Origin of the sequence: Paenibacillus sp. ATY16 (genome assembly GCF_003399985.2) — a bacterium.
GTDB lineage: Bacteria > Bacillota > Bacilli > Paenibacillales > Paenibacillaceae > Pristimantibacillus > Pristimantibacillus glycanilyticus.
In genome coordinates this window covers 26,499-41,294 of sequence record NZ_NMOK02000037.1, presented here as the reverse complement: position 1 = coordinate 41,294, position 14,796 = coordinate 26,499, and the positions used below count along the sequence as shown (strand labels likewise).

Below are 14,796 nucleotides of genomic sequence, written 5' to 3'. Positions count from 1 at the left end.
GATTATGATGAAGCTTACGAAATATCAATTATTTTGGCTGCTCTTCTCCATGGAGCTCGGGATGACTTATTTGCTGACCATTACCCCTACTTTCAAAGAGGCAAAACAAGGTGCGCCGCTTGCCATGCTCCTGGCCGGTCTGGCCGCCATTGCCGTCACCTTTATCGCAGTCAAGCTGAGCCTGCTCTTTCCGGAGGATACGTTTGTTGAATTCGTTCCGAAGATTATAGGCAAATGGCTGGGCAACACCGTCGTCTTCGCGTATCTGCTGTTATGGATTGCCCATGCCGGCATCATGCTGCGCGAGTATGCGGACTTTGTGCATCTAACTTTATTTTCCGCCACTCCGTTGTGGGTCTTGGTGTTATTCATGGTGCTGGTTATCATCTATGCGGTACACGGAGGTATTCACATCGTTGGCCGCTGCAGCGAGCTCATCGGTCCTTTCCTGCTTCTGAGCATCGTTGTGATTCTGCTCTTCAGCATTCCTAATTTACGGCCATCGAGACTGCTTCCGCTAATGCCGGCTGCCGGAATAATGCCCGTGCTGAAAGGAAGCGCGTCGCCGGCTTCTTTTTTGAGCGAATCGTTTCTCATCGTGATGCTGGTTGCCTTTCTTGCGGATAAGAAAAAAGCAGTATCGAGCGGGTTATGGGGCGTTGGCGTAACCGGAATTCTCTTATTAAGCGGTATCATTAACGTACTGATGATATTGGACAATACCGTTCCCGCCAAGCTTAAATACCCGATTTATTCCGTTATTCAATACATTTCCATTATGGAATTTATTCAGAATCTCGATATTCTGATGGTAATCGGTGCTATCTTCAGCATTTTTGTCAAGCTATGCATTTACTTGTTTATGGCGAGCTATGGAACAGCTCAATTAATCCGCATTCGGAAATGGAGGAGTATGCTTTGGATCATTGGCGTACTCATATTCGCTATCGCCTTCCTCCCTCCTCGTTCGGACGATTCCGAAATGATATTCCCGCTCTTCTGGCAGAACATCGCCTTCCCGATTTTTCTGTTCGCGATCCCTCTGCTGCTATGGATGATTGGGAACGTTCGGGTTCGCTACACCCGATCCAAGCAGACCTAAAGACAAAAGGTCCCCATTACGGGGACCGGGAAATTCCGATATATTAAACATGCTGGATCAAAAGTCCTTCCGTCGAATAGCAAACAAACCGGCCGCAAGGAAAAATACGAAATAAACGGCCGTGTAATATAAGAAAGCGTCTGATGGCGGATTTACGATTGAAAAGTAGCCTAAGGAATCTCTGGAGGTAAACGACTGTCCCAGGTCCTTAACCTGGAATAAGTCCGATAACATACGCTGCTGCAGGGCATCGGTTGGAATAAGAAGCCGGATCAGACCCGACACCATTTCCATCGTATCGGATGTTTTCGTCGAATCGTTGGATGCGAACATGCCGGCTGCAATAACCCGGTCGAGCATGGTACCAAGCCAGCCCATCCCAAAGAGCAGCACCATTGCAACCCCGTTGCCTAGCGGCGCAAGCCAGCAGGACGCAAGCATCGTCAGCGTAACCATCAGCAACACCGGGCTGACGAACAAAACAAGTGCCGGCCCTATGGAGGACCAATCCGGGTGAACACCCGTCGCGTAAGTTACGATACCAAGTATGGATATGAATAAAATAAGCGCATAAACAAGACAAAACGTAACAAAACCGAGCCAACGGCCTAAATACCAGTGCGTGCGTTTAATCGGCCTTGCGAATACCGATTGCAGCACCCCATGCTCCGCTTCACCGGTTACGGCAGCCACGGAGCTGAATATAGCCAAAAATCCTGTCGCAAAAGAGGCGAAGAAAAAGCCGATCCACAGCAAAATAGCGCTTCCCCTGAAGCGGTCAATTAAATTATCCAGGCTTATGATGCCGGATTCGTAATGCGATACCGACGCTCCCGCGCTTCGCGCGATAAAATAAAAAGCGATCCAAAACAAAACCGTAAGCAGCAAAGTCATCAAAGTGACTTTTTTGCGTATCAACTCTTTCCAGGTTAACATCCACACGGCAATCACCGGTTTTCCCCCCTATGCTCCAAACCCGATACTGCCTGCAGAAACCATTCATCCAGGCTTGACTTCACTTTGCGCGTCTCGTATAAAGTCAGTCCCTGCTCCATCAGCAGACGGTTAAAATAGCCTACCTGCTCGTCTTCGGCAAGCTCGGCTTCCAGCCAATGCTCTCCCCAAGCAGGCGTTTCGCTGCCCTCCCAAGGAATGATATCGACCGGTGCGATCATCGTTTCGCGAAGCCAGTCCAGCAGCTCCGGAGTCATGCCCCCTACCCGGAAGCGCCAGCGGGTCGAAGCCCGGAGTACGTCCGATACGCGTCCGTCAGCCAGAATTCTGCCATTGTTCAGCAGTGCCACATGATCGCATAACTGCTCCACATCCTCCAATAGATGGGAGTTCAGGAAAATCGTTTTGCCTTCCTTGCGCAGACGCTGGAGCAGCTCACGTACTTCATGTCGGCCAACGGGATCCAAAGCGGATGCCGGTTCGTCCAGAAATACGATGTCCGGATCGGCCAACAACGCGCAGGCGAGACCCAGCCGCTGCTGCATCCCTTTGGAATAGCCCTTTATCCGATCCTTTCCTCGCTGCCCGATCCCAACCTCGTCCAGCAATCGGTTAATCCGGCGTTTGAGCTCCGTCCCTTTCATTCCGCAAAGCTTGGCATGGAAAACCATCGCCTCTTCGCCGCTTAGCCATCCCGGGTAACGGAATAATTCCGGCAAATAGCCGATTCGCCTGCGGGCTTCCACTGAACCGGCAGGCTGGCCGAACAATAACGCTTTCCCTTCCGTTGGCGCGGTTAGCCCTACCAGCATTTTAACGATGGTACTCTTGCCGGCCCCGTTAGGGCCAAGGAAGCCAAAGGCTTCCCCGGCAGGAATGCGGAGCGAGACATCATGACAGCCACGCCCGTTCCCGTAGTTTTTCGTTAGACCGAATGTTTCGATGGCATAACTCATTGCGCAATCAATTCCTTCACGATCTGCTCGGCCTCTTCGCGCGAATCGGCATCATACATTTGAACTTGCGTGACTTTTCCGTTCTTCAGCCAAGTGGCGTTCCAGCCATTCCAAACGTTTTTGCTGTTCTCGAAATAGACATCCACACCGTTCACTGCCGATTTCGTCACGTTGCCGTTCGTAATAATCGGGAAAGGCACCTCCCCTTCGGACATACGCGTGCTCTGCATCAATACGTTTTTCAAGTTAGTCGGCAGAACGGGGAATCGGATCAAAGCTTCATAAGCGTCCTCCGCCTCAATAGACGGGTCCATTTCGACCATCGGAACAGGAATGACGTTGACTCCGACATAATGCGATTTATCGTTTAAATCCACAAAGCTGTAATCGGCGTTTATTCCCTCGCCCATCCGCAGCGTGATCGCTTTGCCGTCAACGGACGCCGGCAGCAATTGCTGCGCTCCGAGTTTTTTCATCACATCGTTTATCTTATCCACGTCTAAACGAAGAGTAATAGCCTGCCCTTGCTGTGCGTAAATATGAAGCTCGGCTTGCTTCCCGTACGTCGGCAGGTCCAGCTTCTCCTTAAGCTCGATCCCGTACTTCTCGCGTACTTGCGCAACCGTTAGATCGGAGGCGTCTTCACCGGAAAAGGTGCGCTCGAATTGACCAAACTTGTTGCTCGATTCCACGGACGCATTGGCTCCGAAGAAGCCCTCCAATGCCGTATTGAGATCATCCTCCTGCACAACCGCAACCTGATTCATCTTAAACTTGCCGAGAATGGAAGCCAGCGCTTCATTTGTAGACGGTATCGCGATTGCAGCGCAGATAAGTACGGCAGCCGCGGCAACGCCGGTCTTCACGCCATGCTTCTTCAACCAGCTGCGATAAGGGGAAGGCAAAGGTTTCGCTGCGTAGCGTTCCTTCTCCTCGACTTTCCCGGTATAAGCGTCTTGTTCCTCTCCGAGCATGGGAGCTGGACCCGCGGCTTTATGCTCCGTATCCTCCGCTGTAACGCCCTCCCTCGTCCATGCTTCCCACACCGGAGAACCTTCTTGTTCTTTCAATTTAAGTTCTAGCTTTGCCCAAGCATCGTTCGTCTCTTCCGAAGCCCACAAGTTCGCTTGCTTCCGTTGATCCATTGGATAATTTGTCATTTGCTCTCTCTCCTTACTCTTGCGACCATTGATTTTCATGCTTTAACGCTTGCTTTCTTAATCGTTCTCCCGCCCGCTTCAGCAGCATGCCTACTTGAGGCTGCTGCACGTTTAATTCCTGCGCGATTTCCGAATAGCTGTATCCCGAGTAACGGAGCAGCAGCAAATCTCTGTCCCTTTCGGGCAACGAGTTCAGCCAGCCTTGAACCTGCTCTTCCTCGTCCTGCTTGATTACGGCCTGTTCCCCGGATTGAAAGGTCTGCGGCTCCGTCATCTGCTGCTTTTCCTGCCTCTGCACCAGCATTCGTTCTCTTGCCTTCTGATCCAAGTAATCGTAGGCGCTTCTCGTTAGAACCTGATGCAGCCAAGCCCCAACGGCCTCCGGCCTTGACGGCGGATTCTTGTATAGTTTCAGGAATACCTCCTGGGCCAAATCCTCTGCAGCCGATTGATCCCGCAGGAGTGCTATTAATTTTCGAAGTACGGACGGATAATGCTTATGAAAGATATCTTTAAACAAATCCGGCGCCGGATTGGATAGGTTCATTCTCCATTGCCTCCTTGATATTCAATTGCCTTAACGCTTGCCCCGGGCTTAACGTTGACATGTATAAGACGGCTATCAACTCTATTTTGTAACACCTTGAGCCCAAATATGAAAAAAAAGATAAAATGACTCAAAAAGAGACTCTACCAATCGATCTGGTAGAGTCTCCGGAATCATCTTATGCCTTAACGGTAAACTTGTCGCGCGCCAGCTTGGTGGCTTCGACCATGTTGCGCAGCGAAGCGATGGTTTCTTCCTTGCCGCGCGTCTTTAATCCGCAGTCCGGGTTAATCCAGAATAGCTTCGGATCAAGAACTTGAAGCGCGCGTTCAATCATATTGGTCATTTCCTGAACATCCGGTACGCGAGGGCTGTGAATATCGTAAACGCCAAGGCCGATGCCATGCTTGTACGTATTCACTTCAAAGCTGTGGATCAGCTCGCCGTGACTGCGGGAAGTCTCGATGGAGATGACGTCCGCATCCATCTCTTCGATCGAATCAATCATGTCATGGAATTCGCAGTAGCACATATGAGTGTGAATTTGCGTCGTGTCCGAAACGGTGCAGGTTGTCATGCGGAACGCTTTAACCGCCCAATCCAGATAAGGCTTCTGCTCTTCTTCCTTCAGCGGAAGGCCTTCTCGCACGGCCGGCTCATCCACCTGAATCATGCCGATGCCGGCATTCTCAAGCGCTTCCACCTCCTGGCGGAGAGCATAGGCAAGCTGATAAGCAATTTGCTCGCGCTCGATATCGTCGCGGACGAAGGACCAGTTCATAATCGTGATGGGACCCGTAAGCATGCCTTTTACCGGACGGTCTGTTTTGGATTGCGCATACACGGTTTCTTCGACCGTCATCGCATCCTTGAAAGCGACGTCTCCGAAAATAACCGGAGGCTTCACGCAGCGGGAGCCGTAGGATTGCACCCAGCCGTTTTGCGTGAACGCAAAGCCTTCAAGCTTCTCTCCGAAAAATTCAACCATGTCCGTCCGTTCAAACTCGCCGTGTACCAGTACGTCAAGACCGATTTCCTCCTGATAGCTGATCCAAGCATCAATCTGGTCTTGAATAAAGCTCGAATACTGCTCGTTGTTCCATTCGCCTTTGCGCCAAGACTGGCGCGCCTTGCGTACTTCCGTCGATTGCGGGAAGCTTCCGATCGTTGTGGTCGGGAACAACGGCAGCTGCCATTTCTCCTGCTGAGCCGAGTTGCGTTCCGCAAACGGGGATTTTCTTGCCGGTACTTGCGATTCAATGCGCGCTACCGCGGATTGAACATCCGAACGGTTCCGGGAAGCGGACTGCTCCAATGCCCCAACGTCCGACTGGTTCGACGCAAGCGCTTCGGCAACGGATGCTTCGCCATTGTTCAAGGCTTGGGTAAGCAGAACGACCTCGTCCAGCTTTTCATCCGCGAAGGCAAGCGCATTCTTCAGCTCAGGCTGAAGCTTGGTCTCGGGCTTTGTCGTAACAGGGACATGCAGCAGGCTGCAGGAAGTTTGAACAAGCAGCTTGTCAGCCGGTACAAGACCTTTCAGCTCCTTCAAGAGCTCCAGCTTCTTCCCAAGCGGTGCCTTCCAAATACCGCGGCCGTCAATCACGCCGGCGCCAAGCACTTTGTCTGCCGGGAAGCCGTATTGGCGAATCGCGGACAGGTTGCCTTTCAATCCGTGCACGAAGTCTAAGCCAACGCCCTGTACAGGCAGGTTAACGATTTCCTTGTATTGGTCAACCGATTCGAAGTAAGTCTGCAGCATAATATTCAGACCGGGGACCGCTTCGGCGATTTTGCCGTATACCGTTCTCAGGCGGGCCACGTCGTCATTGCTCAGCTTCGTCACAAGCACCGGCTCATCGATCTGCACCCATTGAACGCCTTCGGCGGCAAGCTCTTGAAGAACCTGCACATACAGCTTAAGAAGGATCGAGAGCCAGGAGTCAACCTCGGAGCGGCCGTATCCCTTCGACAGCTTGAGGAAAGAGAAAGGTCCAAGAATAACCGGTTTGCCTTCGATGCCGAGCTTTTCTTTCGCTTCGCGGTATGCGATAAGCGGTTTATTTTCCGTAAGAGCCGGCTGAGCGCCATAGAACTCCGGGACAATGTAATGGTAGTTCGTGTTGAACCATTTCGTCATTTCGCTTGCAGCAGCGTCTTTCGTGCCGCGGGCGATACCGTAATAGACGGAAATCGGAACCGGACCGCCGTTATAAGAAAACCGTTTCGGAACGATTCCGAACATAGCAGCCGTATCCAATACTTGATCGTAGTAACTGAAGTCATTCACCGGAATGAAGTCGATGCCTTTGTCCTGCTGTTTGCGCAGATGGTTCAAGCGAATTTCCTGCAGCTGCTTGTGAAGCTCGGATTCCTCCAGCTTGCCTGCCCAGAATGCTTCCAGCGCTTTTTTCCATTCGCGGTTTTCACCGATTCGAGGGTACCCCAATACACTGCTCTTTGCCATCTTGCAACAACTCCTCAATATTTGTTACAAGAAAGATATCATGGATTTCGAGTTATAGTGTAACTGTAAAATGCTATATCTAGTTATAGCCAATAGCTATATCATGGAGCCGGCGGTATCGCCTGATGCAAGGCTTCGATATAGGCGGTTCCCAGCTTGGACAACGCGGTGCTCCTGTGAGCAATCCAGCCCACATTAATCGTCTCGTCGGTATCAAGCGGCACCGGAATAATCTCGTTTCCGTTCAGATCCGCGCTAAGAACTCCGGTCGAAATCGTATAACCGTTCAGCCCGATCAGAAGGTTAAACAACGTCGCGCGGTCGTTGACCCGGATGCTTTTCTTATGCGATAACGTACTGAGAATCTCCTCCGCGAAGTGGAAGGAGTTGTACTCCCCTTGGTCAAAGGACAGATACGGAAACTCGTCCAGCTGGTCAATCGATACCTTGGCTTGCTTCGCCAAAGGGTTCTTGATGCTGATGAAAATATGCGGCTTGGCCGTAAACAGGCTCGTGAAATGCAGGTTCGAGTCTTTCAGCAGCTTATTGATGACTTTGCCGTTGAATTCGTTCAGATAAAGAATGCCAATCTCGCTTCGCAGGCTTTTTACGTCTTCGATAATTTCGTAGGTCTTCGTCTCCCGAAGCGACAGCTCGTATTCCTCTTGTCCGTATTCCTGCACCAGACTAACAAAAGCATTTACGGCAAAAGCATAATGCTGCGTGGATACGGAAAAATGCTGCGGAGACGGCTTTTTGTTCAAGTATCGGCCCTCCAACAGCTCCGCCTGCTCCACCACTTGACGGGCATAGCCGAGGAACTCCACTCCTTCCTTCGAGAGGGAAATTCCTTTATTCGAACGCTCGAATATCGCCAGCTGCAGCTCTTCTTCCAGATCCTTAATCGCGTTCGACAGCGTTGGCTGCGAAATAAACAGCCTCTTCGCCGCTTCGTTAATCGAACCGCGGTTCGCGACTTCGATAATGTATTTTAGTTGAGTTAACGTCAACGTTGTCCCTCCTCTACTTATCTGTCTCGCCCGGCTGCCAGCCTGCGCTTTGCGACCAGAGATGCGCTTTATGCAGAATGTCCCATACGATAGGACCTTTGCCTTCAACATACTTCATCCGTTCATGCTTGTACTGCTCCATTAACCTATGCTTCTCTTGCCCGTAACGCAGGCAATCCTCCGGATGCTGCCGCAAATAATCGCGGAACAGCAAGTTCATCTGCTCCGAAAAGCTCCCTGATTGCCTTACGTGAATATGGGTTCTGCAATTGCCGGGAGCTTCTCTGAAGTATCGCTTTGACAAGTCGGGATTGTCATCCCTATACACGTAGCCAAGCTGCTCAAGCCCGGGTTTATAACGGTCCATCTCGGCCAACCGGGAAACGGAAATTTGAATATCGATAACAGGCTTTGCATCCAAACCGCTGATGGAGGTTGATCCGATATGATCAATTCTTAATGCAGTGTCGCCTAGGGTTGCTCGCAGTTTTGCGGCTGTTTCCTGGAACCTGTCATGCCACAGCGGATTATGTTGGGCAATTCTCCATTGGTCCTCCACGAATACAATCTCCCTCCTGAAGGTCATTAGTCTTCAAACAATTCTTTGAGCACCGTCTTCCGGTTCTCGAGAAATCTGCGTGTCACAATGTAGTGCAGCGTATCTTCATAAGCGATTTCCTCAATGGGCTGCTCATCGAAATTATAAATTTGCGCTTCGGGATACCCGAGCAGAATCGGGGAATGCGTCGCGATTATAAACTGGGCGTCCTCCGATAAATCTTTAATAACGCGCATAAGTGCCAGCTGTCTAGCCGGGGATAATGCCGCCTCGGGCTCGTCAAGGAGATAGATGGCTTTTTTGCCGAACCGGTGCTTGAATAGCGACAGGAAAGCTTCCCCATGCGATTGCTTGTGCAAGGAGCGGCCTCCGTAATGGCTTAACACATCGGGATCAAGCGTATCGATATAAGACGCAAAATGATAAAAGGTTTCCGCGCGCAGGAAGAACCCGTTCGTCACCTTTGGCATCCAAGCCAGCCTGATGGCATTGCCCAGTATCGCCGATGAAGCATCCACCTCATAAGCGTTGTTCCTGCCTCCGCCAGCCGTATGGAAACCGCATTGATAAGCAATGGCCTCGAGCAAGGTCGATTTGCCCGAGCCGTTCTCGCCAACGAGAAACGTTACGTTTGAACGGAAATGCAGCCTGTCCATCGACTTGATCGCCGGAATCGTGAACGGGTATTCCCGTTCATTTACATGCTCATCCCGCCTGATCTCCACGCTTCTTAGAAACAAAAGCTTCAACTCCTACTGCTCTAATATTGTTGATCTGACTACCTTAAGATCCTTCCCGTATTCGAGCTTAATCGTAAACGGGCGTCCAAGTGCCGGCGGCAGATTTCGCGTAGTCCTTGCTATAGGTTTGTCCGTCAACTTCAATCGTGACTCTTACCTTATCGCCTATACTCTGAATACTGGAATGAGAATGCTTGATTAATTATAATTTCATTATCGCCGTCCTCATTCAGATCAGCAACCTCTATTGCCGGATAATACGCTGGGTTGCTTACGTTGGACCAAGGAAACGACTTGGACCCGGCCTTTATATGGAAAATAAAAAAATATACCTTGAACGGTTCATGGTTTCCCTCTGTTTCATTCGCCATAAAAAAATGACTATCTCATCACGAGATAGTCATTCCAGCGTCAGGGTTGAACCCTCGGTTTATCCGCCTCGCAGTTCGGGTTCGGCACCAGTCCAAGCTGGGCCAGCTTCGTAAGGTAATAACACTCTTCCCGCATCATATGATCGGGCATTAACGGGCTGATCCGGTCAAGCACCTCATCGGTTACCTCAAGCTCCTCGAGCTCTTTGAGAAAAGCCACAAATAGCTTCATCTCCACATCCACTTCTTTATGGAGCCTGCGGAATGCGGGAAAATCCTTCAATTCCGTTCTCATGTACCCTGCCATTTCGATACTTTTTAAGTACAGCTGATTAAAGCGCTCCTCGAATAGTTGAGTCTGCTTGATCAGCGGCTTCTCTACAAAATCAAGGTCACTGCCAATGGCAGCCGCATGACCTGCCGCATCCGGCAGCCACAAGAAATCATGGTGAAGGGCATCAAATACGGGAACGGGCTTACCCGCAGCAAGCTCCTTCAATATGCGAAGATATTCCTCCAGCTCATTGACCATATGGTTCAGAAAAGTCGGAGTCAGCATGATTTTTATTTTTCCCAACAAGGCTCTCTCCAGCAAACTCAGCTTGAACGACCGCAATTCGATCGTCAATTCAAGTGCCTGTCTGCTGATGGACAGACAATCCGTTTCAGACGAGGATTGTCTGGCATACTCGAGCAGCTGGTCAAAGGCCGTTATGAAATAATTGGCAAGCTTGATATCGTTGATCTCGACAGGCGACAAGGTATTTAGAATAAACCTGCCATGATCGCCCAAAATTTGCAGCCAGAAGCGATGCTCATACCATTCAGACTTGGCCAAAACGCTGATCCCTCCTCCGATACCGTTCCTTTAGAAGGTATGAAGGGATCCGCCCGGATATAACGGCCTAACCTTTCTTTGGCTTAATCGTAAAGAGAGCGATAAGAGCAGCGGCAACGCAGCAGCCGGTTAACAGCCAGAATAAGGAAGATTTCGAATGGGCGATTAGCAACGCGGCTAAGGGAGGGCCTGCCGCAACACCAAGGAATCGGATACTGCTGTAAATGGACGTGATCGTGCCGCGTTGATCCTTCTCGATTCCTTCCGTCAACAAAGCATCGAGACTCGGCAATGCGGCCCCAAGGCCAATAGAGCCAACGAAAAGGAGGATAATAATGAACCAAATAGAGTCCCTTCCTCCAAATGCCAAAAATATTAGGCTGCCAGCGGCCTCAATAAAGCCGATTACGCTGATCCATTTCATCAATTTCTTATTCTGTCCGATCCATTTGCCAATCGCCCATGAGGTGGAACACAAGGCTGCGAGCGGGATAGCCACGAGACAGCCCTTCAATATACCGTGACTTCCCCGTTCCTCCAGAATCTCCGACAAATAAAACAAGGAGGCAAAAATAGCGAACATATTGATTCCGCCCGCTACGTACACGCCCCAAATCCACCTTCCCTTTTCCCGAAACAAGGAAATAACATCCCGAACAAATTGGCCAAACGGAACAGCCGGCTTTTTGTCTTTGGGAGCCTTAACCCATACGGCTACAAGAATAAACGATATCAAGCTGAATACCGGAATAAACCAAAATGGCATATACCAGGTCCACATGGCTAAAGCAGAACCAATGATTGGGGCCAGCACTTTGCCGAACGTATTGGCCGTTTCGACAAGGCCAAGTCCGTTGCTTACATCCTCTTCCTTCTTGAATAAGTCACCGACAAGAGGAAGCACGACCGGGAAGCAGCCTGCCGCGCCTAATCCCTGAAACAACCTCCCCGTCATAACAAGAGCATAAGGTTTATCGAACGATATAGCGGCAAAGCCGCAAAAGGCGCCTGCCGCCGCAACCAGCAGCAGCCCTGGCAAAATCACTTTTTTCCTGCCGATGCGGTCAGAGAGGTATCCGGCAATGGGAATAAACAAGATTGCGACAGCGGCATAAGCCGTAATTAACAAACTGGATTGCACCGCGGTTATTCCCATTGCTTTCTGCATGGAAGGAAGGACAGGAATCAATATCGAGTTCGCTAAAGTCATCGTTAAAGGAATCGTTGCGATGGAAGCCAGATCTAATTGCTTCTTCTTCTCCATTACTTCCTCCAAGTAAACAAGTCGGGATTAAGTCGAGCACCGCTTATTAGAATGACCCTTTCCCATTCGATTTATGTCGGCGAAAAAAATTGAATAGTAATGGCGACGAAAGGGATTCTATACGTGTTCGTCAAACCAAAGGAGGAATTTCAGAACATGCAATTTTCTAACAACAATCAAGCAAGCCAATCCCTTCATCAATGCGAGCAAGTGATTCAACAGCTGGTTAACCAAACGCAGCAAGCCAGCCAAAATTATCAAATGCTGCTTCAGCAAGAGCAGCAAAATGCGCAACGTCTCGAAGAACTCGCGGCACGCGAACAAAAAGCCGCTCAAATCATCCAAACCGCTCTTCAAGGCCATCAAACGGCAATTCAACAGCTTCAGCAAGTATCGCAAATTTGCAGACAAGTGGAGAGCATGATTCATACGCAATTCAACTCCTCGGTTTCGCAATCCTTTAACACCCATACTCCGTCCTACAACACGGGATATGCATCGCAGCAGCCGCAACATTCTTATTCGAACTTCAACTCCAATAACGATGGCATGCATTCGACGCCATACCGCTCGATGCAATAAGACACAAACAAGCCCGTTGCAGGCTGGTGCCTGCAGCGGGTTTGCTTTATTATCTGATTTTCCCGTAATCCTTCGCTTTGAAACGCAGCTTGCATTCGATTTCTACCTTCGGAAACTCCTCGCGCCAGTCCAGCTTTTTCCATGCCTCGTAAGACATGTAGTTGCGGACATGGATGCCGATGCCAAGACTGTCCACCTTGTGCAGCTGCAGCTGCTTTACAAGTCGATTCGCGCTTTCGGTCATGATCTCGGAGACTTTACTCTCCACCTCATGCCTTTGCGCGTCAACGCTAAGTTTTTTATTCCCGATGTATTCGTGTACGGAGCCTTTGAAATTGGCACTGATCGTTACATGCATGGTACCTCCGGCTCTGCGTTCCACATGCACCTTGCGGTCGCTGAGTACGGAAGTGAACATGATATATTCCGATGAACTGTCTTCGCCGCTGCTCAATTCCAAGCTCATGTCCCCTTTCTTGAATTTTCCCCGCAAAATGGAGAACAACAAAGCATCTCGATTAGGGATTTTAGCGATGTATTTATAATCCTGAAATAATGCAATGCCATCAACCGTAATATCTTCCCCCGTTTCTTTCAGAATAGGCGCAATCGGGTCAATCCCGTCATCATAATAATCCCGCTCGAACTCGTACAAAGTGGTTTTCGGAATGCGGTTGTTGCTGCTTGATTTCTCCAATAGCCGATTGATGTATTTGTCCGTAGACAAATGCTGCTTGTAGTTTTTGGACAGGAGTTCCTTCGCGTTCCCGTTTACTAAAGCGATCTTGACCAATGGGGAAACCGAGGTGTCTCTTAATACGCTGTTAATTTCATTCGACAGGTCTTTGCGCGCAAGCGCCTCGGAGTACAGCAGAACGCGGATTTGTCCGTTAACGAGGAGTAAGTCTGTTTCGTTGGCAAACTTAACTCTCGCATCCTTTGAGCTTTTTCCGATTGCGGAATGGATCTCCCGTTTTACTTTTATCGTTGGCTCGGCTCTCGGTATGCTGACGGTAATTTCCACCTGGTTCTCCGGAGCCGTATCATAGCTGGCCGCGTAAGTAAATCCAATGCGCTCCAGGATCCGATAGTCGCAGCCGGGAAGAACGGCAAGGATCAATATCGCCAGCAAGCAAATCGGTAATCTATTCATGAGCAGGACTTCTCCCCGTATTCTGAAACATAAGAACGATTAATAACAAAATAGGCAGACCAAATGCAATTCCGCATTCGATCATGCTAAGCGTGCTTAACCAATCCCCTACCTCGTTTAGCGTATCCGGTATATAAGCGACTAGAAAGCATGTCAACATAACGATAAAAGCAAGGAAGTTCGCTTTCAGCCTGGGAAAAATTTGCTTCAGCATCTCCAAGGCACACCATTCGTACATCAGGATCGAGAAAAGGACGGTAAACAAAACAAACCCGTAAAGCAAATTCTCCATCCGCTCCATAAACGGAAACCGGATATAGGCTAACATTTCAAGCACGGGAAACGCCTTATTCTTTAATTGCTCGAGACTATAAACCCCAAACGTAACGATCGAGAGATAGGAATAAGTCAGAGTGGTCATGCCATTGCCGATCAAGACCGATTTTACGAACTTTGTCTTCCGGTTTGTATATGCAAACATGAGAAGAACAACCTCGTAACCAAGAAGCGACGAATAGATATCCAGGCTTTCAAGATAAGTGAAATGTCCTCCCTTGAACAAGAATGGCGTAAGCCTGGACCAGCTGAAATCCGTATAGAAAAAGAACAACAGAAAGAACATCCAAACAAACAGCCCAAAAAATACGGTAGATGCTTTCGTAATATTGTACAAGCCTTTAGTCAGCAGCCAAAAAACGAGGAGATCCATGATAAACTTGAATTCCATCGGATCCGTAGTCGGGAAGGCGTACATCTGGAAAATAAGAATATATTCCTTCCCCGCCATGCAGCCAAGCATGATCCATACAACAGCCAGAGCCAAATAAACGGGTACCAGCATAAATTTGGGGATCGAATGCTCTAGAATCTGAAAGATCGAGCGCCCTTTGCCAAGCTTATATACGGCCGCTATCAATAGAATATTAATTGTAGCTATAAGACCAAACCCCAGCACCGTAATCCATCCGTTTGTGCCGAAGGTCTCCGCGAGCAGCTGCGGAAGAATTAAAGCCATGACACCCGTTTGAATCATGTGGACGAGGATGGTGGTATGGAATGGAGAAAGCTTTTCCTTCGTCTCCGTATTCATAGC

Annotated in this window: 14 protein-coding genes; 2 read left to right on the top strand and 12 right to left on the bottom strand. The window is 49.6% G+C overall.

Annotation, left to right across the window (positions count from 1 at the left end; translation table 11 throughout):
* The first annotated feature begins 7 nt into the window (after positions 1 to 7).
* Positions 8 to 1,102 carry a GerAB/ArcD/ProY family transporter gene (locus tag CFI03_RS20500; RefSeq protein ID WP_248759099.1) on the top strand — a complete coding sequence of 365 codons (1,095 nt, stop codon included), beginning with the start codon at positions 8 to 10 and terminating at the stop codon, positions 1,100 to 1,102.
* 57 nt (positions 1,103 to 1,159) lie between these two features.
* Here the strand turns inward: CFI03_RS20500 and CFI03_RS20495 are convergent, their stop codons facing one another.
* From CFI03_RS20495 to CFI03_RS20450, 10 genes are all read right to left on the bottom strand, one after another.
* Positions 1,160 to 2,053, bottom strand: coding sequence for an ABC transporter permease subunit (locus CFI03_RS20495; RefSeq protein WP_248759098.1), 894 nt, complete (start codon positions 2,051 to 2,053; stop codon positions 1,160 to 1,162).
* Positions 2,050 to 3,012, bottom strand: coding sequence for an ABC transporter ATP-binding protein (locus CFI03_RS20490; protein WP_248759097.1), 963 nt, complete (start codon positions 3,010 to 3,012; stop codon positions 2,050 to 2,052). The genes CFI03_RS20495 and CFI03_RS20490 overlap by 4 nt, the downstream gene beginning before the upstream one ends.
* On the bottom strand, positions 3,009 to 4,172 hold the full coding sequence (locus tag CFI03_RS20485) for a hypothetical protein (protein ID WP_248759096.1): 1,164 nt from the start codon (positions 4,170 to 4,172) through the stop codon (positions 3,009 to 3,011). The genes CFI03_RS20490 and CFI03_RS20485 overlap by 4 nt, the downstream gene beginning before the upstream one ends.
* Before the next feature lie 13 nt (positions 4,173 to 4,185).
* Positions 4,186 to 4,719 carry a sigma-70 family RNA polymerase sigma factor gene (locus CFI03_RS20480; RefSeq protein WP_248759094.1) on the bottom strand — a complete coding sequence of 178 codons (534 nt, stop codon included), beginning with the start codon at positions 4,717 to 4,719 and terminating at the stop codon, positions 4,186 to 4,188.
* Between the two features lie 178 nt (positions 4,720 to 4,897).
* Positions 4,898 to 7,186, bottom strand: a complete 2,289-nt coding sequence (metE, locus tag CFI03_RS20475) for a 5-methyltetrahydropteroyltriglutamate--homocysteine S-methyltransferase (protein ID WP_248759092.1) — start codon at positions 7,184 to 7,186, stop codon at positions 4,898 to 4,900.
* A 101-nt stretch (positions 7,187 to 7,287) separates the two neighbouring features.
* Positions 7,288 to 8,196 (bottom strand): LysR family transcriptional regulator, encoded by a 909-nt coding sequence (locus CFI03_RS20470; protein ID WP_248759090.1) that lies wholly within the window; start codon positions 8,194 to 8,196, stop codon positions 7,288 to 7,290.
* 13 nt (positions 8,197 to 8,209) lie between these two features.
* Positions 8,210 to 8,755, bottom strand: a complete 546-nt coding sequence (locus CFI03_RS20465) for a GrpB family protein (protein ID WP_248759089.1) — start codon at positions 8,753 to 8,755, stop codon at positions 8,210 to 8,212.
* A gap of 26 nt (positions 8,756 to 8,781) precedes the next feature.
* A complete protein-coding gene (locus tag CFI03_RS20460) occupies positions 8,782 to 9,495 on the bottom strand; it encodes an AAA family ATPase (RefSeq protein WP_248759087.1) in 714 nt (237 codons plus the stop codon).
* A gap of 411 nt (positions 9,496 to 9,906) precedes the next feature.
* Positions 9,907 to 10,704 carry a DUF2935 domain-containing protein gene (locus CFI03_RS20455; protein ID WP_248759086.1) on the bottom strand — a complete coding sequence of 266 codons (798 nt, stop codon included), beginning with the start codon at positions 10,702 to 10,704 and terminating at the stop codon, positions 9,907 to 9,909.
* 67 nt (positions 10,705 to 10,771) lie between these two features.
* Positions 10,772 to 11,968, bottom strand: a complete 1,197-nt coding sequence (locus tag CFI03_RS20450; protein ID WP_248759084.1) for an MFS transporter — start codon at positions 11,966 to 11,968, stop codon at positions 10,772 to 10,774.
* A gap of 156 nt (positions 11,969 to 12,124) precedes the next feature.
* Between CFI03_RS20450 and CFI03_RS20445 the strand changes: the two genes are divergently transcribed.
* Positions 12,125 to 12,550, top strand: a complete 426-nt coding sequence (locus CFI03_RS20445) for a hypothetical protein (protein WP_248759082.1) — start codon at positions 12,125 to 12,127, stop codon at positions 12,548 to 12,550.
* A gap of 49 nt (positions 12,551 to 12,599) precedes the next feature.
* Here CFI03_RS20445 and CFI03_RS20440 read toward each other — a convergent pair whose 3' ends face one another.
* Both CFI03_RS20440 and CFI03_RS20435 read right to left on the bottom strand, forming a co-directional pair.
* Positions 12,600 to 13,703 (bottom strand): Ger(x)C family spore germination protein, encoded by a 1,104-nt coding sequence (locus CFI03_RS20440; protein WP_248759080.1) that lies wholly within the window; start codon positions 13,701 to 13,703, stop codon positions 12,600 to 12,602.
* Positions 13,696 to 14,793, bottom strand: a complete 1,098-nt coding sequence (locus CFI03_RS20435) for a GerAB/ArcD/ProY family transporter (protein WP_248759078.1) — start codon at positions 14,791 to 14,793, stop codon at positions 13,696 to 13,698. Before CFI03_RS20435 ends, CFI03_RS20440 begins: the two co-directional genes overlap by 8 nt.
* Positions 14,794 to 14,796: the final 3 nt, after the last annotated feature.